General features: G+C 51.0%; 21 protein-coding genes and 1 other annotated feature (1 of these 22 cut by a window edge). Of the genes, 3 read left to right on the forward strand and 18 right to left on the reverse strand.

Translation table 11 applies throughout. The features are described 5' to 3' along the window. Positions 1-79 precede the first annotated feature (79 nt). Positions 80-1,840, forward strand: coding sequence for a sigma-54-dependent Fis family transcriptional regulator (locus skT53_RS05095; RefSeq protein WP_318978594.1), 1,761 nt, complete (start codon positions 80-82; stop codon positions 1,838-1,840). 61 nt (positions 1,841-1,901) lie between these two features. On the opposite strand, the gene pyrE is transcribed toward skT53_RS05095, so the two are convergent. The 12 genes from pyrE to lspA all read right to left on the reverse strand — a co-directional run bounded on the left by pyrE (position 1,902) and on the right by lspA (position 15,327). Continuing rightward, entirely contained in the window at positions 1,902-2,534 is a 633-nt protein-coding gene (pyrE, locus tag skT53_RS05100) for an orotate phosphoribosyltransferase (protein WP_318978595.1), read from the reverse strand. Continuing rightward, the gene (gene pyrF / locus skT53_RS05105) at positions 2,531-3,247 is read right to left on the reverse strand and encodes an orotidine-5'-phosphate decarboxylase (RefSeq protein ID WP_200760883.1); all 717 of its coding nucleotides are present in this window, start codon (positions 3,245-3,247) and stop codon (positions 2,531-2,533) included. The genes pyrE and pyrF overlap by 4 nt, the downstream gene beginning before the upstream one ends. Before the next feature lie 28 nt (positions 3,248-3,275). Next, on the reverse strand, positions 3,276-4,220 hold the full coding sequence (locus skT53_RS05110; protein ID WP_200760080.1) for a dihydroorotate dehydrogenase: 945 nt from the start codon (positions 4,218-4,220) through the stop codon (positions 3,276-3,278). Then, on the reverse strand, positions 4,213-5,007 hold the full coding sequence (locus skT53_RS05115) for a dihydroorotate dehydrogenase electron transfer subunit (protein WP_200760081.1): 795 nt from the start codon (positions 5,005-5,007) through the stop codon (positions 4,213-4,215). Before skT53_RS05115 ends, skT53_RS05110 begins: the two co-directional genes overlap by 8 nt. Then, on the reverse strand, positions 4,988-8,269 hold the full coding sequence (gene carB / locus skT53_RS05120; protein ID WP_200760082.1) for a carbamoyl-phosphate synthase large subunit: 3,282 nt from the start codon (positions 8,267-8,269) through the stop codon (positions 4,988-4,990). The genes skT53_RS05115 and carB overlap by 20 nt, the downstream gene beginning before the upstream one ends. Position 8,270: 1 nt before the next feature. Continuing rightward, positions 8,271-9,353 carry a carbamoyl phosphate synthase small subunit gene (locus skT53_RS05125; protein WP_200760083.1) on the reverse strand — a complete coding sequence of 361 codons (1,083 nt, stop codon included), beginning with the start codon at positions 9,351-9,353 and terminating at the stop codon, positions 8,271-8,273. Between the two features lie 97 nt (positions 9,354-9,450). Next, entirely contained in the window at positions 9,451-10,749 is a 1,299-nt protein-coding gene (locus tag skT53_RS05130) for a dihydroorotase (RefSeq protein ID WP_200760084.1), read from the reverse strand. A 23-nt stretch (positions 10,750-10,772) separates the two neighbouring features. Further along, complete coding sequence (gene pyrB / locus skT53_RS05135; RefSeq protein ID WP_200760085.1) at positions 10,773-11,738, reverse strand: aspartate carbamoyltransferase; 966 nt, start codon at positions 11,736-11,738, stop codon at positions 10,773-10,775. A 149-nt stretch (positions 11,739-11,887) separates the two neighbouring features. Then, complete coding sequence (uraA, locus tag skT53_RS05140; RefSeq protein WP_200760086.1) at positions 11,888-13,111, reverse strand: uracil permease; 1,224 nt, start codon at positions 13,109-13,111, stop codon at positions 11,888-11,890. A gap of 22 nt (positions 13,112-13,133) precedes the next feature. Continuing rightward, the gene (gene pyrR, locus skT53_RS05145; RefSeq protein WP_200760087.1) at positions 13,134-13,682 is read right to left on the reverse strand and encodes a bifunctional pyr operon transcriptional regulator/uracil phosphoribosyltransferase PyrR; all 549 of its coding nucleotides are present in this window, start codon (positions 13,680-13,682) and stop codon (positions 13,134-13,136) included. A gap of 239 nt (positions 13,683-13,921) precedes the next feature. Continuing rightward, positions 13,922-14,878, reverse strand: a complete 957-nt coding sequence (locus skT53_RS05150; RefSeq protein ID WP_200760088.1) for an RluA family pseudouridine synthase — start codon at positions 14,876-14,878, stop codon at positions 13,922-13,924. Then, the gene (lspA, locus tag skT53_RS05155; protein WP_200760089.1) at positions 14,875-15,327 is read right to left on the reverse strand and encodes a signal peptidase II; all 453 of its coding nucleotides are present in this window, start codon (positions 15,325-15,327) and stop codon (positions 14,875-14,877) included. The genes skT53_RS05150 and lspA overlap by 4 nt, the downstream gene beginning before the upstream one ends. Before the next feature lie 224 nt (positions 15,328-15,551). On the opposite strand from lspA, the gene skT53_RS05160 reads away from it, so the two are divergent. Next, complete coding sequence (locus skT53_RS05160) at positions 15,552-17,252, forward strand: phospho-sugar mutase (protein ID WP_200760090.1); 1,701 nt, start codon at positions 15,552-15,554, stop codon at positions 17,250-17,252. A 100-nt stretch (positions 17,253-17,352) separates the two neighbouring features. Here skT53_RS05160 and skT53_RS05165 read toward each other — a convergent pair whose 3' ends face one another. The 4 genes from skT53_RS05165 to skT53_RS05180 all read right to left on the reverse strand — a co-directional run bounded on the left by skT53_RS05165 (position 17,353) and on the right by skT53_RS05180 (position 19,637). Beyond that, positions 17,353-18,012, reverse strand: a complete 660-nt coding sequence (locus skT53_RS05165; protein WP_200760091.1) for an SdpI family protein — start codon at positions 18,010-18,012, stop codon at positions 17,353-17,355. Then, the gene (locus skT53_RS05170) at positions 18,009-18,311 is read right to left on the reverse strand and encodes an autorepressor SdpR family transcription factor (protein ID WP_200760092.1); all 303 of its coding nucleotides are present in this window, start codon (positions 18,309-18,311) and stop codon (positions 18,009-18,011) included. The genes skT53_RS05165 and skT53_RS05170 overlap by 4 nt, the downstream gene beginning before the upstream one ends. 160 nt (positions 18,312-18,471) lie before the next feature. Next, on the reverse strand, positions 18,472-19,257 hold the full coding sequence (locus skT53_RS05175; protein ID WP_200760093.1) for a TraR/DksA C4-type zinc finger protein: 786 nt from the start codon (positions 19,255-19,257) through the stop codon (positions 18,472-18,474). A gap of 71 nt (positions 19,258-19,328) precedes the next feature. Next, entirely contained in the window at positions 19,329-19,637 is a 309-nt protein-coding gene (locus skT53_RS05180) for a DUF5665 domain-containing protein (protein ID WP_200760094.1), read from the reverse strand. Between the two features lie 162 nt (positions 19,638-19,799). Between skT53_RS05180 and skT53_RS05185 the strand changes: the two genes are divergently transcribed. Beyond that, the gene (locus tag skT53_RS05185) at positions 19,800-19,976 is read left to right on the forward strand and encodes a hypothetical protein (RefSeq protein WP_200760095.1); all 177 of its coding nucleotides are present in this window, start codon (positions 19,800-19,802) and stop codon (positions 19,974-19,976) included. Between the two features lie 98 nt (positions 19,977-20,074). Here skT53_RS05185 and skT53_RS05190 read toward each other — a convergent pair whose 3' ends face one another. Together skT53_RS05190 and ileS are read right to left on the reverse strand one after the other, a co-directional pair. Then, on the reverse strand, positions 20,075-20,350 hold the full coding sequence (locus skT53_RS05190; RefSeq protein ID WP_200760884.1) for a TSUP family transporter: 276 nt from the start codon (positions 20,348-20,350) through the stop codon (positions 20,075-20,077). A gap of 204 nt (positions 20,351-20,554) precedes the next feature. Continuing rightward, positions 20,555-23,326: an isoleucine--tRNA ligase gene (gene ileS / locus skT53_RS05195; protein ID WP_200760885.1), complete on the reverse strand. Its 2,772-nt coding sequence runs from the start codon at positions 23,324-23,326 to the stop codon at positions 20,555-20,557. A gap of 57 nt (positions 23,327-23,383) precedes the next feature. Next, positions 23,384-23,590: a binding site (T-box leader), on the reverse strand; it runs 69 nt beyond the window's last position.

Genomic DNA, 23,590 nt, shown 5'->3' on the forward strand with positions numbered 1-23,590 from the left:
AAATTTTTATAATTCAACAATAAAGATGATATACTTGGTTTACGATGAATTTTATAGAATCTGATGGAGGTGCTCTACATTGTCATCTCTAAACGAATTTGAGGAAACGGAAATGATTCATCAATCCTGGGACCGCTGTCGCCAACTTGGTCTGAAACCTACCGATGCTGTTCATGACCAAATGATCACGGAAAAACAATTACAGGAGATAATGAAGGAAAATGAGGGGCTGATACAGCACACCACCTCGATCTTTGAAAAACTGTTTCCATTCATGAAACACACGGAACATGTTGCCGTACTTGTAGATCAGAATGGTATTATTATCCACACTGCCGGTGATCAGTTCTTCGAAGAGCAGGCTCGAAAGATTCAGTTACAGGTGGGTACGAGTTGGCAGGAGCAATATAAAGGAACAAACGCTATGGGAGTTGCACTGATAGAAGGAAAACCAATCCGGATTCACGGTAAACAGCATTTTTATATTACCAATCACTTTCTTACCTGCGCTGCGAGTCCAATTTATAATTCAACCGGAGAATTAATAGGGGCTATCAATATTAGCGGCAGAAAAGAACAGTTTAACCCCTATACCCTCTCACTCGCCTGTATGATAGCAGATTCCTTGCAAAATCGACTCTTATTCGAGCAGGCGAAACGAGAACACTTTCTCACCTTAAAAGAACTTGAACATACAGTGAATTATCACCCGCTTCCCCTCCTATCCCTTGACAAGGATCATCGTATCATTCGTGCCAATCAAGCCGCACACCGGATTTTGGGTATGGATTGTATTGGAAAAGAGTTTAAAGGGAAAAAGGGATTTATCGTGGAAACAATATCCGATAATACACGTAAAATCTGGTGTTCTGTGGCCATCTATAAAAATGAAGAAAAGAAAGAAAATCGCCTGTATAACTTTGACGACATTGCCGGATCGTGCCCAAGCATCTTGCGGGTAAAAGAACTCGCTCAAAAAGCTTCATGCACCGATTTTCCCATCCTTCTTTACGGAGAGAGTGGAACCGGAAAGGAGCTGTTAGCTCAATCAATCCATTCCGCCAGCTTGCGTACGGAATATCCTTTCATTGCTGTAAACTGCAGTGCGATACCGGAAAGCCTTGTGGAAAGCGAATTGTTTGGTTATGAACGGGGGGCATTTACGGGCGCTAACCGTGAAGGAGGGCAAGGGAAATTTGAAGCGGCTCATCTTGGGACCATTTTCCTTGACGAGATTAGTGATATGTCCCTCCGCGCACAAGCTGCATTACTCCGTGTGTTACAAGAGAAAAGAATTACCCGGGTTGGCGGGGTTAAAAGCGAGTCCGTTGACATACGAATCATTGCAGCCACAAACAAGGATTTGTCAGAAGAGGTAAAAGCAGGGCGGTTTCGTGCGGACCTTTACTACCGGTTGAAAGGTATACAAATCACGCTCCCGCCGCTGCGTGAACGAAGTGACATAATTCCATTGGCTGAATATTTGTTAGACAAAATGAATTATCCGACCAGAGTCCTATCAAAGGAAACTGAAAAAAAACTACTAACCCATAACTGGCCCGGAAACGTGCGTGAACTTAACAGTGTACTCATTCAGGCTTCTTTTCTAGCCGAAGGTGGGGAAATCAGTCCAGAACATATACAACTTGAAAATATTTCCGTTCGCCCAGAAGATGATAACGCGGAATCCATTCCGTCATTAATAGAGGCGGAAATAAACGCCATCAAAAAATCACTGCAAGTCACTGGATGGAACATAAGCAAAGCAGCTAAACTGTTGCAAATTGGACGCAATACTTTATACAACAAAATTAAGGAATACAACATTAGTCAATTATAATAAAAAGTTAAAAAGAAAAAAGCTGTGGCAGGAGGCACCAGCACCCTCCTTCACACCACCATCATGCAGGCCAATTTTCCGGATTTGTTCGCCAGGCGGCCAGCAGATTCAGTTCCTCTTGTCGGATATATCCTTTTTCGACAGCGATCTCAAGCAGAGTATCATATGAAGTGAGGGTTCGCAGCGGAATACCGGCATCCGCGAAAGTCTGGGTCGCTTTTTCAAATCCGTATGTAAAAATAGCGGCCACACCTACAACTTCCGCCCCTGCGTCGCGGACCGCCTGAGCCGCTTTGACTGACGATCCGCCAGTTGATATCAAATCTTCGATGACGACAACCCGTTGACCCGGACGGATCAACCCTTCGATCATGTTTTCCTTGCCGTGTCCTTTCGCGCTCGAACGGATATAGGCCATTGGCAAACACATTTTCTGCGCCACAAATGCGGCGTGCGGAATACCGGCGGTTGCGGTACCGGCTATCACGTCAACCAGTCCCCATTCGCAGTTGATCCGATTGGAAAATTCAGCCGCAATCAGATCGCGCACTTGGGGAAACGCCATTGTCAACCGGTTGTCGCAATAAATGGGCGATTTTATGCCTGACGTCCATGTAAATGGCTGCTGCGGACGCAGTGTAACAGCGCCGATTTGCAAAAGCATATGAGCAATCGTGTGTGCAATCGTGTTCATAAAGAGACCTCCATTTCTTCCAGTATCCGTTTGGCGGCGTCTTGCGGGTCGTCGGCATGCGTGATGGGACGGCCCACGACCAACCTGTGGGCGCCTGCTTTGATTGCATCGGCTGGCGTCAGAATGCGTTTTTGATCGTTGCTTGCCGCCCAGGCCGGACGAATGCCCGGAATTACGGTGACAAACCCGTCCCCGCACGCCTGTCGGATGGCAGCCAGTTCCTGGCCGGATGCCACGACCCCGTCCAGCCCTGCCTCCTGCGCCAACTTTGCATAACGGACGACTGTGTCTTCGACAGAACCCTGAATGCCGATCTGTTCGTTCATCATCTGCCGGTCTGTACTCGTCAACTGCGTTACGGCAATCACCAGCGGTCGATCGATCGATAACGCAGCCGCTGTTTCGATGGCCGCCTGTTTGGCCTGCTTCATCATCTCGATACCGCCCGCCGCGTGCACGTTGATGATCGATACGCCAAACGATGTGCAGGAACGGGCTGCCCCTGCCGCCGTATTCGGAATGTCATGAATTTTAAGGTCGAGAAAAATTTGTTTGCCCGCCTCCTGCAGCTGATGCAAAATTTGCGGACCCGTTTTGAAATACAGTTCCATTCCGACTTTATAGCAGCGTACCGTTTCCCCCAATCGGTCGACCATTCGCAACGCATCTTCCCCATTGTCAAAGTCGAGCGCTACATAAAGACGATCTGCCATTTGCGCAGGCAAATGTGCTGTGCGGCTATCAGGCACCGGGCATCTCCCCCTCTTTCCAAGCCGCGCCCGTCAGTTCGCGAACCCGCTCGACGCCATGCCCTTGACACCAAGCCACGATCTCATCAAGAATCTCCGGGCATGCAAATGGATTTACAAAATTGGCCGTTCCCACCGCAACGGCAGAAGCGCCTGCCATGAAATATTCAATCGCGTCTTCACCGCTCATAATACCGCCCATGCCGATGATCGGAATGCGTACCGCCTGTGCGGCTTGATAGATCATGCGAATCGCGACCGGTTTGACAGCCGGTCCCGACAAACCGCCCGTGCCGATGGCAATCAGCGGCTTCCGTTTTTCCAGATCGATATGCATGCCGACCAGCGTGTTGATCATGGACAGCGCATCCGCCCCTGCTGCTTCCACCGCCCTTGCCATCTCCACAATGTCGGTGACGTTGGGCGACAGTTTGACGATCAGCGGTACGCTCGTCACCTGTTTCACCGCACGCACCAGATCGGCCGCCAGTGTCGGGTCAACGCCGAATTGAATGCCGCCGCATTTCACGTTCGGACAGGAGATGTTTAATTCAAGCGCGTCAGCCAGTCCACTTTCACTTAAGCGTCTGGCCGTTTCCACATAATCATCAATCGCGGTGCCTGCCACATTCACGATAATTTTTAAATCTTCATATTGGCGAAGATGCGGCAATTCTTCTGAAATCACTTTTTCAACGCCCGGATTTTGCAGTCCGATGGCGTTTAACATGCCGCCCGACGTCTCCGCTACACGGGGAGTCGGATTGCCCAAGCGCGGTTCGAGCGTAGTTGCTTTCACCATGATGGCTCCAAGCCTTGAAAGATCATACCATTCGGCCATTTCCTTGCCGAACGCAAAACAGCCGGATGCCGGCATGACCGGATTTTTCAGCTGCAGATCGCCGATTTGAACGGACAGATCGACTTCTTTAGACATCAAATACTACCTCCTCGGCGGCAAATACGGGACCCTCTTTACATACCTTGCGGTAGCCCACGCTGCCATCCGGCATTACCGCTTTGTGCACACAAGCGGCACACAGCCCGATGCCGCAGCCCATCCGTTCTTCCAAGGACAGGTACCCGACCGCTTTTTCCCCTGTGGCCTTCTGCACAGCGGCCAGCATCGGAGACGGGCCGCACGCATAAAAACGGTCTGTTTCGGCAAGACGCTCTTCTGTCAGGTATTGGGTGACAAACCCTTTCTGACCGAGTGATCCGTCGTTCGTTGCCACCAATACTTCCCCATATTGGGAAAGATCATCGATCAGGATGGCCTGACTTGCCGTCTGGAATCCGACAATCGTCGTCACTTTCACGCCCTGAATGGTCAACTGCTTGGCCAGTTCAACCATCGGCGGAACGCCTATGCCGCCTCCCAGCAAAAGAACGTTTCGGTCTCCTTTATGCAGCGGAAATCCTTTGCCAAGCGGCCCCAATACGTCGAGCGTATCCCCGACCCGTTTGTCCGCCAGAAGTTTGGTGCCTTTGCCGGAAATCCGGTAGACAACGGTAAACTGTTTGTGTATCCGGCTGGCCGTACAAAGGGAGATCGGGCGGCGCAGCAGATGGTCGCTGCCGTCTGTGACGCGAATGTGCAAAAATTGGCCGGGCAGATAAGGCGGCAGTTCCCCTTCCGACTCGATCGTCAACCGCATCATGTTTTCCGCCACGGCAAAGTGCTGCACTACCGAGTAGCGGCCCTTAGCTGCGTGATCCGGCATGCGGGGTCGCCTCCTTCGTCACGGCTGATGCATGGGTCGTCTTCATCTGATCGGACGTGATGCCTTCCGTATGCATCCGGCCCAGCGGACGCGTGGAGAATTTGATCGTCTGCAGCACTTCCAGCATCGCTTTTGCCGTATCCAGCGAAGTTAAGCAGGGAATGCCGTTTTCGACCGCTTCCCGGCGAATCCGGAACCCGTCCCGCTGCGGCTCTTTGCCCCTCGTCAGCGTATTAATCACCATATTGGCGCGACCGGAGCGAATCAAATCAAGCAAGTTGGGAGACCCTTCCGACAGTTTTTTTACCTCTTCGACGCGAATTCCCTGTTCTCTCAGGAATTTGGCGGTGCCGCCCGTCGCTGCGATGTGGAATCCCAATACCGCGTAGCCGCTTAGAATTTCGAGCGCTTCCTGTTTATCTTTGTCCGCAATCGTGGCAATAATTGTGCCTGACTCCGGAATACGGATTCCTCCCGCCAGGAGCCCTTTATACAGCGCTTTATCAAACGATCGTTCCGATCCCATGACTTCACCTGTCGATTTCATTTCCGGACCGAGCGTCACATCGACGCGGCGCAGCTTCGCAAACGAGAAGACAGGAACCTTGACAGAAACCTCTTTCGCTTCCGGCCAAAGACCGTTTTGGTAGCCCATGTCGGTCAATTTTTCCCCCAGAATGATACGGGTTGCCACATCGACCATCGGCACCCCGGTGATTTTGGAAAGGAATGGCACGGTCCGGGAAGAACGCGGATTCACTTCCAACACATAGACCGCTTCCCCCTGCACCACATACTGAATATTGAGCAGCCCTTTCACATGCAAAGCGCGGGCAATCCGGGTGGTGTAGTCGAGAATCGTGTCTTTCACAGATTTTGAAACAGACTGCGTCGGATACACAGCGATCGAATCGCCGGAATGAACGCCGGCCCGCTCAATATGTTCCATAATGCCTGGTATCATTACCGTTTCCCCGTCTGAAATGGCGTCCACTTCGACCTCTTTGCCGATCAGATACCGGTCAATCAGCACCGGGTGTTCCTCGTTCACCTTTACCGCATGTTTCATGTAATAAAGCAACTCTTCTTCATTGTAGACGATTTCCATTGCCCGACCGCCCAGTACATAAGAGGGGCGGACCACACACGGATAGCCAAGCGCACGCCCCGCTAACACAGCCGCTTCCACGGTGAACACCGTTTTCCCGGCCGGTCGCGGAATATCCAGTTCGGTCAGCAGTTGGTCGAATTTTTCCCGGTCTTCCGCCCGGTCGATGTCTTCTAAAGCAGTACCGATAATCCGAACACCCCGTTTGGCAAGCGGCGCTGCCAGATTGATTGCTGTCTGGCCGCCGAACTGGACGATCACGCCTTCCGGTTTTTCCCGCTCGATCACATGCATGACGTCTTCGACAAACAGCGGTTCAAAATACAGCCGGTCAGACGTGTTAAAATCGGTCGATACGGTCTCCGGGTTGTTGTTGATGATGACCGATTCATACCCGGCCGCTTTCAATGCCCATACAGCATGCACAGAGCAGTAGTCGAATTCGATTCCCTGTCCAATGCGGATCGGTCCGGAGCCGAGCACCAGCACCTTTTTCCGGTTGCTGTCAGCCACTTCGTCTTCCTGCTCGTAAGCGGAGTAATAATAAGGAGTGGCCGCTTCAAATTCGGCCGCGCAGGTGTCCACCATTTTGTAGACGGGACGTAGGCCCATCGAATCACGCATGGAGACCACCGCATCTTCCGTAAGTCCGGTATAACGGGCGATTGTCTTATCGGTGAGACCGATTCGTTTTGCCACATGCAGCGTGTTTTCCGATAAATTGGTTCCTTCTGCTGACAACTGCTCACAAAACCGCACGATCCCCTCAATCTTGTTCAGGAAAAACAGGTCGATGCGCGTCAGTTCATGCAGTTGTTCAATCGTATAACCCCGTTTGAACGATTCGGCCAGTAAAAACAGACGCTCGTCATCTGCCTGTACCAGTCGTTTTTCCAGTTCCGCCTGGTCCAATTCGGACGCTTCCGGCAAATCGAGTGAATCCAGTCCGATCTCAAGCGATCGGATCGCTTTGAGGAGAGACGCTTCAAACGACCGTTCAATCGCCATCACTTCGCCGGTCGCCTTCATCTGTGTGCCGAGCACCCGTTTGGCAGAAACGAATTTATCAAACGGCCAACGGGGGATTTTTGTCACGACATAGTCGAGCGCCGGTTCAAAAGAGGCATATGTCTGCCCGGTCACCGGATTGATAATTTCGTCGAGCGTGTAGCCGATCGCCACTTTAGCCGCTACTTTTGCAATCGGATACCCGGTTGCTTTCGATGCCAACGCAGAACTGCGACTGACGCGCGGGTTCACTTCGATCACATAATAGTTGAATGAGTCCGGGTCAAGCGCCAATTGTACATTGCAGCCGCCTTCGATCTGTAACGCACGGACGATTTTTAACGAGGCGGAACGAAGCATTTGATATTCATGATCGGACAGCGTCTGGCTCGGCGCCACCACAATCGAGTCACCCGTATGAATGCCGACCGGATCGATATTTTCCATGTTGCAGACGATAATTGCATTATCGTGGCTGTCGCGCAGCACTTCGTACTCGATCTCTTTGTAGCCAGCTATCGATTTTTCGACAAGCACCTGCGTGATGGGAGACAAAGTCAATCCGAGCGTCACAATGTCCTTGTATTCCTGCCAATCGGATGCGATGCCTCCCCCGGTTCCGCCCAGCGTATAGGCCGGTCGGATGATGATCGGGAACCCGATTTCGTTCGCAAACGATTCGGCCTCCTCCCAATTGGTGACAATCGCGCTCTCCGGAATCGGTTCGTTCAGTTCTTTCATCAGGTTGCGGAATTTCTCACGGTCTTCCGCCTGTTCGATCGAAGAAAGTTTGGTGCCAAGCAGTTCGACACCTTCCTGTTCCAAAATGCCGCTTTCCGACAGCTGCACCGCCAGGTTCAATCCCGTTTGTCCGCCAAGCGTTGCCAATATGCCGTCCGGCCGTTCCTGCCGGATAATTTGCGATACAAATTCGACGGTCAACGGCTCGATATAGACACGATCGGCAATATCCGGATCGGTCATGATGGTAGCCGGATTCGAATTTACCAGCACCACTTCGATGCCTTCTTCCTTTAACGCTTGGCAGGCCTGTGTTCCCGCATAGTCAAACTCGGCCGCCTGCCCGATTACAATCGGACCGGAACCGATCACCAATATTTTTTTCAAATCTGTCCGTTTTGGCATATCAGTTCCTCCCCTGTCCGTTAAATGCCATCATCATATCGAGAAAACGGTCAAACAGATAATCGGAATCGTCCGGGCCGGGCCGCGCTTCCGGATGGTACTGTACCGAAAAAGCCGGATGCTTTGTATGGCGAATCCCTTCAACTGTACCGTCGTTCTGATTGATATGAGTCAGTTCCAGTTGGGTGCCCGCCAGCGTCTCCGGTTTGACGGTGTACCCGTGATTTTGTGAAGTGATATACACACGTCCGTTCAGCAGATCTTTCACCGGGTGATTCGCCCCTCGGTGTCCGAATTTCAGTTTCTCCGTTTTCGCCCCGCATGCCAGCGCCAACAGCTGATGGCCGAGGCAAATGCCGAAAACAGGCACTCTTCCAAGCAAATCCTGTACGGTATTGACCATATGCGGATAGTCTTCCGGGTTTCCGGGTCCGTTTGACAGCATCACGCCATGCGGTTTCCAAGCCAGAATCTCTTCCGCAGTCGTGTCTGACGGAACGACCGTTACATCACACCCTCTCGTCACAAGAGAACGGAGCACCCCTTGTTTCATCCCGAAATCCATTGCCACTACGCGAGGGCCTTCGCCCGGACAACGGTATACGGAGGAGGTGGTCACCCGCTGCACCTGATCAGGCGGCAGTGTGCCCTTCAGCATCTCCTTTATATTTTCAAGCGGTGTGTCAAGAGTCGTAATCACCGCCCGCATCGTCCCGTGTTGGCGGATTTTTTTCACCAACGACCGGGTATCGATGCCCGATATGCCGGTGATCCCGTTGTTGGCCAAATAGTCGTTGATTTTTCCGATACTCCGCCAATTGCTTGGAAAATCGGCCGCTTCCCGTACGACAAATCCGAACACATGCGGCTTGGTCGATTCGACATCGTCCACATTGATTCCGTAGTTGCCGATCAGCGGATATGTCATGGTAACGATCTGTCCGTAATAGGACGGATCGGTCAATACCTCCTGATAACCGGTCATGCCGGTGTTAAAAACGACTTCCCCAAACGATTCGCCGGGTGCTCCAAAGCCTGTTCCTTCATATATCGTTCCGTCTTCCAGAACCAGTCTCGCCCGCATGTTCCATCTCCCTTTCCGTTATGGCACAAAACCCCCGAACCTTACTCCCGAAGGGCATCCCGTATGCCTTTGTATTGTGTACTTGTTGTGCGAGCCGTCAGGCGGTTGGCAAATTCTGATAGGTGATCCGCCCTCCGCAGACAGTCAAGACCGGCCAACCCTTCACTTTCCGGCCGACAAACGGGGTATTGCGACCTTTTGACAAAAATTCGCCTGCATCGATTGTCCGTTCCTGCTGCAAATCGAGCACCGTCAGGTCGGCGACGCCGCCTGACCGCAGACGGCCGCCGGATAACCCGAAAACATCGGCTGGCGCAGTGGCCATTTTTTTCACCAGATCCGGCAAGGAAATCAATTTCGATTTCAATACCAGTTCGCTATACAGTAAAGGAAACGCCGTTTCCAAACCGACAAACCCGAAGGGTGCCACCTGAAACGCGCGCTGCTTCTCCTCTTCCGAATGTGGGGCATGGTCGGTGGCCACCATATCGATCGTTCCGTCCAACAGCCCTTCCAGACAAGCGAGCCGGTCTTTTTCCGTGCGCAGCGGCGGGTTTACCTTCCAATTGGCATCCGTTCCGTCGATCGATTCATCGGTCAGCAGAAGGTGATGCGGCGTAACTTCCGCCGTCACGTGAATGCCCCGTTTTTTGGCCCATCGTACCAGATCGACCGCACTCGCATCCGATATATGGCACACATGCAGATGCGCGCCTGTCAGTTCGGCCAACAGCACATCGCGAGCCACGTGAACCGATTCGGCCACCCCCGGGATGCCGGGCAGTCCCAGCCGTTTGGATACTTCCCCCTCATTCATGCACCCTTTGCCGGACAGCGTTTCATCTTCCGCATGTATGACAATCGGCAGTTCCAACGATTTGGCCCGTTCCATGGCGCTTCGCATCATGCCGCCCGACTGCACGCCGACTCCGTCATCCGTAAAACCAACCGCGCCCGCTTTTTTCAACGCTTCCATATCGGTCAGCTCTTCTCCCCGTTCGCTGCGGGTAATTGCCGCATAAGGCAAAACTCGCGCAAAACCGGTTTTCTCCGCTGTTTCGTAAATATATCGCATCTGTTCCGGCGTATCCAAAACCGGTTTTGTGTTCGGCATGCAGGCGACAGTCGTGAAGCCACCTCTGGCTGCCGCCTTCGTGCCCGTTTCAATCGTTTCTTTATATTCCAATCCCGGATCGCGCAAATGCACATGCATATCGATAAAACCGGGAACAATCACTCCGCCCCGCAGATCGATCACCTGCAGATTATGGGTTTCCGGGATTTCAATATGGTCTTTGATTTTACGAACCAGGCCCTCTTCGATTTCAATTTCACGGGAAAGCAGCAACCCCGTGTCAAGATCAAGCAGTTTTCCGTTTTTCAATATGATTCCCATTTTTCCCACCCCTGTTTCGAAGATCAGACAATCAAAAGGTTCGGGTCGGGACGCTTGCCTGCCTGCGGCGGACGAACTCCCACCGCCTGCGCCAGCAGCGCCATCCGAACATAGACCCCATTTTCTGCCTGCCGGAAATAAGCGGCGCGCGGGTCATCATCCACTTCCGGTACGATTTCGCCTGCTCGCGGCAGCGGGTGCATGACAATCGCGGATTGCTTCATTCGATCAAGCAGCTGACCGTTTACAATATAGCGCCCGGCCGCTTTTTCATATTCGGCTTGTGTGGGAAACCGTTCTTTCTGAACGCGGGTTTGGTAGAGAACATCCACTTTTGCCGCAACCTCGGGCAGATTGCCGTTTTCGTAAAAACGCACCTCTTTCGCGGTCAGATAGTCTTTCACCTGCTGCGGAATCGGCGTGTTCTCCGGAGCGGTAAAGTAAATCGTGATATCCTTAAAATTCGCCAGCACATACGCGAGCGAATGGACTGTTCGGCCGTAGGTCAAATCGCCTACCATGGCGATTGAAATACCGTCAATACCGCCCAATTCCTTTTGAATGGTGTACAGATCAAGCAGCGCTTGTGTGGGATGTTCCCCCGCCCCGTCACCCGCGTTCAAAATCGGCACTCGGCTGACTTTTGCAGCACGGGACGCTGCCCCTATTTCATTGTGACGTATGACAATCACATCCGCGTAGGAGGAAATTACCCGAATCGAATCTTCCAGTGTTTCGCCTTTGATCGCGGAGGAAAATTGCGAAGCGTTTTCCGTCGAGATCACATGGCCGCCTAACCGTGTCATGGCGGATTCAAACGAGAACCGGGTACGCGTGCTGGGTTCAAAAAAAAGTGAGGCCATCACCTTTCCGTTTAACAGATGGCTGCCGCCGCTCCGCGTCACCATTTCCATGCCTTGTGCCGCCGCAAACAGTTCTTCCAGCTGACTGCGGTCAAACTGTTTGGCTCCCAATATATGCCGCTCCATAATAAGTCCCTCCTGTCATCCTTCTAGCTTTCCACAGAATCCGTAAAAAAAATGGGTTCCCTGCCAGCAAGGAACCCGACGGCGTGAAATCTTGCGCCAATACGGCCGATTCACCAAAACCGGAACCTTGCCTGCCTCACGGGACTGGCTTAAAGGTTTTCGTTTACTTCTTTAAATTGAGGCAGCACCAGATTCAGGATAATTCCTGCCAACGTAGCGAGCGTCATACTCTCGAGTGAAAACTGTCCGACATGGATGACCATACCGCCCACTCCCACTACAAGGATTACGCTGGAAATGATCAGGTTGCGTTTTTGACTGTAATCAATGCCCGATTCGACCAGCATCCGTAAACCGGCAGAAGCGATAATCCCAAACAAGAGAATCGTGATACCCCCCATCACCGCTTCCGGGATCAAGGAAATCAGGGCATTCAGCTTGCCCAGGAAGGCGAATGCGATAGCCAGTATAGCGGCACCGCCAATTACCCAAACGGAGTAGACGCGAGTGATGGCCAACACGCCGATGTTCTCGCCATACGTGGTGGTCGGCGGTCCGCCAATCAACCCGGCTACAGAGGTGGCCACCCCATCCCCCAGCAGCGAGCGATGCAAGCCCGGTTTTTCCATCAGGTTGCGGCCTACGATTTTTTCTGTCACCAGCAGATGCCCAATATGTTCCGCAATCGTCACTAACGCCACCGGCGCAATCGCCCAGGCAGCCATTGCGGAGACTTTTGGCGTCGTAAAGACAGGCACCTGGAAAAATGGAGCTTGCGCCACTTTCGTAAAGTCAACTGCCCCTACCAAAGCCGCGAACACATATCCGCCAACCACCCCGATCAACACCGGAATCACTCCCAGGAAACCACGGAAAAAGGCGGACGCGATGATCGCAATCACGAGTGTGACGAAGGCGATCAACAGGTTCTTGCTGGCATTTGCCACGGCCACGTTGGCCAATCCCAAACCGATTACGATGATGATTGAACCGACCACCACCGGCGGCAGCAGGCGATTCAGCCAGCGCACACCGAATTTTGCAATGATGGCTGCGATGACGATATAGACAATCCCCGACAGGAAGGCACCGAACATGGCGGCGCCTGTTCCCTGCGCTTTCGATACAGCAATGATCGGAGCGATGAATGCGAAAGATGAACCGAGATAACTGGGAATTTGCCCTTTTGTGATAAAAATGAACAATAGTGTGCCAATTCCGCTCGTGAGCAGTGCGATTGCTGGATTCAGTCCGGTCAGAATCGGCACCAGCACGGTAGCGCCAAACATTGCAAACAGATGCTGCAGCGAGAGAGGAAGCATCTGTGCAAGCGGCAGTTTTTCCTGTACGTCAATCACTCGTTGTTGTTGCATGCTTGAGTCCCCCTAGTGGCGATTACGATTTTATCTCTAACAAAACGACTTTATCTTCACCGTCAATTTCCTTGACGTGAACCGCTACGACTTCCGTTAGTGAGGTCGGGACGTTTTTGCCGACATAATCAGGGCGAATCGGCAGCTCGCGGTGGCCGCGATCGACCAGAACAGCCAGTTGAATCAGACTCGGGCGTCCCAGGTCAATCAGCGCGTCAAGCGCAGCCCGAACCGTCCGGCCCGTATAGAGGACATCGTCGACCAGCACTACTTTTTTGCCTTTGATCGAAACGGGTATCTCATGTCCGGAAATTTGCGGCTGTTCCGCTTTCTCCTGTAAATCATCGCGATACAGCGTGATATCGATCGAGCCCACCGGCAACTGAATACCTTCAATCTGGCCGATTCTTTCCTCCAACCGTTTCGCGATATAAATCCCTCTTGTCCGGATGCCGATCAGTACCAGGTTGTCGATTCCTTTGTTTTTTTCGACAATCTCATGCGCAATGCGGGTTAACGCACGGTTAATTGCCTGCTCGTCGAGAAGCTGCGTCTTGAAAACCGTCTCCATGTTTGCACCCCCGAGTGTGAAATGTGCATAAAAAAAGCTTCTTACCCGAGTCAGGTAAGAAGCTCATTAGTACTCGAAAATGGTTGACACGGCAGGCAAACTTTCCGCTTGTCTACCCACACCCGTCGAGTGTCATATGCCGCTCTCCTTACCGACCTCACAGGATCAGCTTAAAGGAACATTATTTCCAAAAAATAATACCAAATTGGCCAAACAGAGTCAAGCGTTTTTTTCAACCGTTACAGATGGCGCAACTGTTCAATCAAACGTGCCATGTCATCCGGAATCTCGCTATCAAACTCCATGTATTCCCCGCTTTGCGGATGGTTAAATCCGAGTATTTTGGCGTGCAGGGCTTGTCCATCGATATCAAGGGTTCGTTTCGGTCCATAAACCGGATCGCCTGCCAGCGGATGATTGATAAATTCCATGTGCACCCGAATCTGGTGCGTACGGCCCGTTTCCAGTTTGCATTCGAGCAGCGTGTACTCCTTAAACCGTTCCATTACGGCAAAATGGGTGACCGCGTGCCGTCCGCCATTTCTCACAACGGCCATTTTCAGACGATGAACGGGGTGACGTCCGATCGGCGCATCGATCGTACCGACGTCATGACTGACAACTCCATGCACGATCGCGATATACTTGCGAGTCACAGAATGGGCTTTCAACTGCGCAGCCAAACTTTGATGCGCCCGGTCATTTTTTGCCGCCATGATAAGTCCTGATGTATCCTTGTCAATCCGGTGCACAATGCCCGGACGCAACACCCCGTTAATTCCGGACAAATCCTTGCAATGATAAAGCAGTGCGTTGACCAGTGTGCCCCGCATATGACCGGCTGCAGGATGTACAACCATGCCGCGAGGCTTATTGACCACGATCACGTCCGAATCTTCAAACACAATATCGAGCGGAATGTTTTCCGGTTCCACTTCCGTAGCTTCCGGCTCCGGAAGGGTGACTTCAATTCGGTCACCCGGCCGCAATTTATAATTCGATTTTACCTGCTTGTTGTGGACCCTTACGCTGCCGTTTTCAATCAGGTTCTGAATCTGCGAACGCGACAAATCAGCCGCCCGCTCGGCCAGATAACGATCAATCCGCTCCCCGGCATCTGCATCTGCGACATCATACAATTCCGTATCCTCTGCTTCTTGCTCATCCGTTTCCCGATCCATCAGGTGGTCGGTCATTCGCCCTTCACCCGCTCCTGTCGATATTCCCGCCAAGTATCCAATAAAATCAAACAGATGGCAATCACAATCGCCGAATCTGCCAGATTAAAAATCGGATAGTTGATGACCCGCACATCCAGGAAATCAACCACTTCCCCGTACAAGATGCGGTCAATCAGATTTCCTACGGCTCCGCCCAGCAAGAGCGGAAGCGCGGCCCGTATCAGGGGGCTCTTCACCCTGCGGGAATAGTAAACAACGCCGATAATCACAGCGATCGCTATCAACACGAACAACCAGCGCTGTCCGGCAAAAACCCCCCAAGCAGCACCCTGATTGCGGTGTGACGTAATCAGCAGGAAGTCTCCCAAAACCGGTATCGATTCCCCGAACACCATGCGGGTTTTTACCAAATACTTTGTAATCTGGTCCAAAATCACAACCAATATTGCCCATACATACAGCATAGTTTTCACCTTCTGCCCGATCCTTCACACAGCCAAATGTTAGTAAGCGAGCATAGCGCGATCTGGTATCTGATACCTGACGCGACTTGTGCCCTCTGGGTGCCAATTGTAGCATACAAAGGGAGAGGCGACAACTTGGCGAATCCAGACTCTCAGCTTTTGCAAGCCAGCCCATTTGATGTAATATATAGTAATCAGCACCATCAGGGACAGGAGTGTACAAGTTGAACGGGTATAAAGATCGATATCTTCATTGGCTGGAAAGCGGGAACCTGGAACCCGCTCTGAAGAAAGAACTGGAACATCTTACAAATGAAGCCGATATAGAGGACCGGTTTTACCGCCATCTGGAATTTGGCACCGGCGGTATGCGCGGTATAATTGGAGCCGGAATCAATCGAATCAATATCTATACCGTAAGACGGGCGACAGAAGGATTGGCCCGCTATCTTCTTACATATGTGCCGGACGCATCGCAAAAAGGGGTCGTAATCGCCTATGATTCCCGCCACTTCTCTGCCGATTTTGCAGCGGAAGCAGCCGGTGTTTTGGCATATCACGGGATTGTTGCCCATCTGTTTGACGAACTGCGCCCGACACCGATGCTGTCATTTGCCGTACGGCACCTTCAGGCAGCCGCCGGAATCGTGATCACGGCCAGCCACAATCCGCCGGAATACAACGGATACAAAGTATACGGCGCTGATGGCGGACAAATTCCACCTCAGACGGCAGACCGTATTTTGCAGGAAATTGAGCGGATTGAAGATGAACTGCAGATTCCTGTCTTATCCAAACAAGAAGGAATCGAACGCAACCTGATTCGGATGATCGGAGAACAGATTGACAAAGCGTATACGGACCGCTTGCTGTCTCTTTCCCTGCATCCCGATGCTGTTTTACAGGCGAAGGATGATTTTCGGATTGTGTATACGCCGCTGCACGGTACAGGCAATAAACCGGTGAGACGAGTTCTATCAAAAATGGGCTTTTCGCAAATCCAGATCGTAGCCGAACAGGAGCAACCGGACCCGAATTTTTCGACTGTATCCTCGCCCAACCCGGAGGAACGCCAGGCGTTTGAACTGGCTATTCAACTGGCTCATCAAGTGCAGGCGGATGTTGTATTGGGAACCGATCCGGATGCGGACCGTGTAGGGTTTGTCTGTAAAGACCCGGCCGGGGATTATGTGGTGTTGAACGGGAACCAGACAGGCGCCCTGCTGTTACATTATATTTTGTCGCAGCGTCAACAAGCAGGCAATCTGCCTGGAAACGGGGTCATGTTGAAGACCATTGTAACATCGGAATTGGGCCGCGCCATTGCCGAATCCTTTCAAATCCAGACAGTCGACACGCTCACTGGATTTAAATTTATCGGCGAAAAAATCGAAGAGTACGAACAGACGCGCCAATACCAATTTTTGTTCGGATATGAGGAAAGTTACGGGTACTTGATCGGGGATTTTGTGCGGGACAAGGATGCCGTGCAGGCTGCTATGCTGTTTTGTGAAATGGCCGCTTTTTATAAGAATAAAGGGCTGTCTGTCTACGAGGCGCTGCAGCAGATTTACGAAACGTACGGTTACTATCGGGAGGATTTGCTTTCCTTCACATTCAAGGGAAAGCAGGGAGTGGACACCATCAATCGAATGATGGACGATCTGCGGCAGACCCGATTGACCTCTGTGGCGGACATTCCGGTCAAAGAAACAAAAGACTATCTGACGGGAATTGAAGATCTGCCCAAATCCAATGTATTAAAATATGTGTTGGCTGACGGCGGATGGATCGCCATTCGGCCTTCCGGCACGGAACCGAAAATCAAATTTTATTTCAGCGCGGTTGGCAAAACCCTCGCAGAAAGCGAGCAGAAACTGCAGATGATGAAAGATTTTGTGACCCATTTGGTGAATCAACAATAAAAGTGCTTACATATCAAAGGGTGATGACACATCAAAAGGTGCTTACAGATCGCAAGACCGCCTCGATCCGGATTCGACAAGGCGGTCTTTGGTTTGTCTGTTATTTTGCTAGGCGGCGATAGATCAGATACGAATAGACGATGGGAACAACCGTTACGCTGGCAACTGTAACCAGGAACACCGGCACAGCGAATTGCGGCGACAAAAACCCGCAGACGACGAACACAAGACCGGCCAACATCCAAAGCGGGCCTGCCATTCGGTGTGTCCGGCGCCAAACCGTTTCGTTGGCCATCGTCCAAGGCGTCCGGATGCCTGTGAAATAGGTGAAACGCATTTGGCCGAGATAATTGCCGATCACCAAAAACAGTAAACCAACGGCTATCATCACGGTCATCTGCATGTTAACCGAATATCCCAAATTGACAAATACCACGATCGACATGACTACGCTTAATATCAGGGTAACGACGAGACGGATGCCCTCAAAACCTTTTTCAAATTTTGTATAATTCGACCGCATGGGGTCGGCAAAACGAAACCCCTTCATCAGAAACGGCAAGCCCAGAAGCAAGACTGCGGTCGTCAGCAAAAACCAGTTTTTATCCATATATCCATTGGGATGTCCGGCAGCGTTAAAATGAGTGGCCATTCGCTGCGGCAACTGATCATAGAAAATCATTGCGATCACAATCGGTATGATGCCCACAAGCAGATTCAGCAAATCGCTATTGTTCCCAATTCCCTTTAATTTGCTCATTCTTCGTTTCCTCCCTTGTCGTTTCCCTTTTTCTCTTGCTCCTTGCTGTCCACCACTTCCAGAAACCAGCCGATCATCTCCTGGATCACAGTCGTGTTTAATGAGTAGACAATATGTTGGCCCTTTCGTTCATCCAACACCAGATTCGCTTGTTTCAAAGAATTCAAATGGTGGGAAATGCTTGGTTTCGTCATGTTAAAATGATCGGCAATCTCGCCAGCCGTCAGATCCCGTTCCCGCAGCAACCGGATAATTTGGCGTCTGGTCGGGTCGGACAGCGCTTTAAACGTATCGTTCATAGGCATCCCTTCTTAGATATTTAGATAAATGTCTAAATAAAATATATCGTTAATTTTTTGTGTCTGTCAATCAGATTATGGTGTAAAAACAAATAGGCTGGGGACTTTCTCATCCCAACCCATTGTTTCCTTGCTTCTATATTCAATTGGTGATCCCCAGCTATTCCCTGCGGTCGTCGTTAAAATGGTCCCCGTTGTTTTCGGCGCTCTCGTTTAACATGTCATCCGGCTCCAACCCCATCCAGTTCAGCCGGTCCACATAATCGCGCGCATTTCTCCGGTACGCTTCGTTCCGGGTAAAGCCGGTCGGGTTGCCGTGCAAATCGGCCGTCAGATACCCCTCCAAATCTTCCACGTAACCCCGGCGTTCTTCGCTGTCCATATAGAGCAGTTCAGGATCCAGACCGTCTTCAAAATCGGACGCCGAATTCGACGTTCCGTAGCGCGCTACATCCTGCCACGCATCTTCTCCGTCGTAAGCCGCTTGTGCATGTCTGTTGTCATCGTTAAACACGCGTCCGTAACCCGGATATTCAAAATTCTCCTCGACCGGTCGGTTGCTTTCAATCTGATGCTCTTCCGCCTTCTCTTGACAAGTTATGCAGAATTCAGCCGCCGGTTGTGCTTCCAGCCGTTCATAAGGAATTTCTTGTCCGCAATGGGTGCAAATCCCATACGTGCCATCTTCCATCCTTTCCAGCGCCTCATCAATTTCCACCAAGCGAAGGGAATCGGCATCACGCAGCGCCAAATCCTTCCCCCGTTCAAACAGTTCGTCCCCAATATCAGCCGGATGGTTGTCATACATCGAAAGCTCGCCCGAATGATCAGGCATGGAATCCGGTATGCCATAACGTTCATTTGCATCCAACCGGTCACGGATATCGTTCATTTCCTGCTCCAAGCTCCTGCGCAGTTCGCGTAACTGTTCACTGTTCAGCGCCACAGAAAACCCTCCTTTGAACTTCCGGCTGCCTGTTCCGAAACGTTTGTGACTGACACCGTTTCATAACGCGGTCAAGGGATTGTCGGTGTATGTAATTGTGCTTGGACAATCCGGACAATATCAGCCAAAAACTTCCCGATTACTGGGAGATTCACCATCTTCTGCATAATTAACAGGATAATCCCTAAAACTACGGTAAATCCAAACCCTGTGCCAACGCCTCTCGCAATCCCGCTAAAAAAATTCAACATTAATAACCGGCGAGGACGATTGAGCAATTGCACATATTCGGCATAATTTGCCCGCTCCAACTGTACGGTAAGCCGTTCGATATATGTGTTCAATCTGGATAATTCCTGATTTTCCTTCTCCTCGTTCATACTCGCGCCTCCAGTTCTAGTGTGTCCTCCGCCTTACCTCATATGCGGTCACTTGTTTGAAAATGTTCGAAAAACTGCCTAACTTTCACCATTTTCTCTCGGCCAATTTACGGTATGATGGGAAATAAAGAAACTTATTGATGTGAGGGAATGATTGATCTTATGAAACATACCGTGCGTTCGCTCGGCACCATCTTAATTTGGATTGGCGCCATCGCTATCATAGCCAATTTCTTGACAAAAATCCTTTTCCAGTTCGATACGCTATCCGCTTACAGCCCTTACTTTTTTGCAAGCATCTTGGTTGGCATCGCGCTATTGGTAGTTACCCGCATTTGAATAAGGTGCGAAAATTTATCAAACGCCTCCTGAATCTTTATGATTGACGACCATAGTTAACCAGAGAACACGATAGATACTGATTAATCAAGAACTATTCAGAAACTTGTTATCAATATGTCAATACCGATTAAACTACCTTTGATGAGTCGAAATAACAGAGGCTTATCTACCTCTTTTCCAATTTTAAAGATCATAAAAATGGAAATAAAAAGTGAAAGTATCATATTAATTTGGATAGCTGTATGAGCTGAATAAATCATAAGTAAAAAAGGTGTACCCACAATAGAAAAACCGAATCCTGTGCTTGTTTGTAACAAAGACGCCACAAATACAGTAAGGATCAGTAGTATCCAGGCCACAATAATGCTCACTACTTTCAATGGTTTTCGTTATTCTATTTTAACACAGTTAAACTTCGGAAAATTCGAAATCTGGATTCCCCCACCACCGAAAATAAGTAAAATAAATTACCTGTCGCCCGTATGATAACAAGCAACAGGTAAGCAAGGTGTTTTTCTAAGCCTCCGCATTCAGGCGCAGATCCGCTTTCCACGAGAGGGTTATCTGTTCTCCTATTACGCAACCGGAAAAAATTTTACCGTGTCCGCACAGGTCGGGCACAATAACGGATGGTCTTCCCGTTTGCCAACTTCCGGCGTTACCATTCGACAGCGTTCGCACGTTTCCCCTTCTGCCACCCGCACCCGGATCGACAAGTCGTCGTACGACGCAGCATCGGCGGGAACCGCATCGCCTGCCGCGTACAGCTTCACTTCGGAAACGCCCAATACCTCCTGCAAACGAGGCGTATTTTGCAAAATTTGCAGGGCGGCTTCCGTTCGCGGATAGAGATCCACTGCGGCCATCAAAGATTTGCCGATCACTTTTTCCTGACGAGCCGTTTCGAGCGCTTTCAACACCTCATCGCGCAGCTTCAAAATCTCATCCCATTTGGCATCAAGCTGCTCATCCAAATAATCGGATCGTACTTCTCCCCACTCGGTCAATTGTACGCTTTCTTCTGCCGCACCCGGCACATAGTTCCATACTTCGTCCGCCGTATGTGTGACAATCGGAGCGGACAGTTTCACCAATTCAGTTAAAATATGGTGCATGGCCGTCTGTGCGGACCGGCGTTCTGTCGAATCGGGAGCGCTTGTGTACACACGGTCTTTCAACACATCAAAATAAAACGCGGACATATCGACCGTACAGAAATTGTTGATATCGTGAAACACCACATGAAACTCATAATTGCGGTACGCCTTGATCGTTTTTTGTTTCAATTGTTCCACTTTGTGCATCGCCCAGCGATCGATTTCCAGCATTTTATCGAACGGCACCGCATGCTGATTTGGATCGTAGTCATATACGTTGCCAAGCAAATAACGGAACGTATTGCGGATTTTGCGGTAGACTTCCGCCACCTGTTTCAAAATCGCATCGGATACCCGCACATCCGCGCGGTAATCAACCGAAGCCACCCACAGGCGGAGAATGTCCGCGCCAAGCTGTTCCATCACTTTCAACGGATCCACCACGTTGCCCAGGCTTTTTGACATTTTGCGGCCTTCACCGTCCAATACGAATCCGTGTGACAGCACTTCCCTGTAGGGGGCCTGATTTTTCACCGCCACGGCCGTCGTCAGAGAGGAGTTAAACCAGCCGCGGTACTGATCCGAACCTTCCAAATACAAATTTGCCGGCCACTGCAGTTCTTCCCTGTGGTCGCAAACGGCAATATGCGACGATCCGGAGTCAAACCATACGTCCATAATATCCGTCTCTTTGCGGAATCTGCGATTGCCGCATGAACATGCCGTTCCTTCCGGCAGCAGTCCTTCCGCTTCGCGCTCAAACCACACCTGCGACCCGTGTTCCGCAAACAGATTCGCCACATGATCAATTGTTTCGGGCGTAATCAATTCACCGCCGCAATCGGTGCAATAAAAAATCGGAATCGGCACGCCCCACACCCGCTGCCGGGAAATGCACCAATCCTGCCGTTCCGCGACCATGTTGTGCAGGCGGACTTCTCCCCAGGAGGGATTCCACTTCACCTGTTCAATTTGCTTCAACAGTTCGTCGCGGATCTTGTCGATGGATCCAAACCATTGCTCTGTTGCCCGGTAAATCACCGGATTTTTGCAGCGCCAGCAATGCGGATAGGAATGATCCATTTCCGTATGATGCAGGAGCGCCCCGTTTTGCTGCAGCGTCTCCAGGATCGGTCCATTCGCTTTTGCATAAAATTGGCCTGCAAACGGCCCCGCCTGACCGGTAAACTTGCCCTGGTCATCAACCGGCACCAGAATGGGCAGGTCATACTGCAATCCAACCAGATAGTCCTCCATCCCGTGTCCAGGCGCTGTATGAACGGCGCCCGTTCCGGCGTCAAGCGTCACATGATCGCCAAGCACGACTAACGATTCCCGGTCAAAAAACGGATGTTTCGCAACAACCCGTTCCAGTTCAGCCCCTTTGAACGTTGCTGCCACTTTGCCAGGCTCCTCATAGCCTGCCGCCTGCAGCACTTCACTCATCAATTCTTTGGCAAGCAGCAGTTGTTCACCGTTTGTTTCCACCAACACATACTCAATTTCCGGATGCAGCGCGATCGCCACATTGGCTGGCAGTGTCCAGGGCGTCGTCGTCCAAATGACGATGGAAGACCCCTCCGGCAGTTTCCCTTTCCCGTCTACCACTTTAAATTTCACATAGATGGAAGGCGATTTTTTATCTGTATATTCGATCTCCGCTTCCGCCAAAGCGGTCTCGCAGCTGGCGCACCAATAAACAGGCTTCATCCCTTTGTAAATCAAGCCTTTGGCAGCCATCTCGCCAAATACGCGAATCTGCGCCGCCTCATACTGGGGAAGCAGCGTAATGTACGGATTCTCCCAGTCTCCCCGCACGCCAAGCCGTTTAAACTGGCTTCTTTGCCGGTCAATGAAACCGAGCGCATACTCACGGCACATATCCCGGAACTCTGTGACCGGAATTTCATGCCGATTGATCTTTTTATTCTTGATGATCGCCTGTTCAATCGGCAGTCCGTGCGTATCCCAGCCCGGTACGTAGGGAGCGTCGTAGCCTTCCATCGTTTTTGACTTTACGATCATATCTTTCAAAATTTTGTTGACGGCGTGTCCCAGATGAATATCGCCGTTTGCGTAAGGAGGACCATCATGCAAAATAAATTTCGGTTTCCCCTGACGGCTCGCCTGTACCTTTTTGTACAGATCCATTTGTTCCCACTGTTTTTGAATTTCCGGTTCGCGCTGCGGCAAATTGCCCCGCATCGGAAAATCGGTCACCGGCAAATTCAGCGTTTTGCTGTAATCGATCGACATACGATTTCCTCCTTGATTGTATCGCCCTGAAAAATAAAAAACTCCCCGCCCCAAAGGGACGAGAAGTTGAACTCCCGCGGTACCACCCTGATTATCAGGCAAAACCTGATCTCTTGGAATGACGGGTAACGGTGTCATAAACCGGCTTATCCTACTAAACGTTGTAATATTGGCGGCGAATTTCTTTGTTGCTTGACCCACCATGGTTCCGATTTTCGGTAAGCTGCTCACGGGTGATATTCCGGATTTTCCGCTTTA

It is taken from the genome of Effusibacillus dendaii, assembly GCF_015097055.1.
Taxonomy (GTDB): domain Bacteria; phylum Bacillota; class Bacilli; order Tumebacillales; family Effusibacillaceae; genus Effusibacillus; species Effusibacillus dendaii.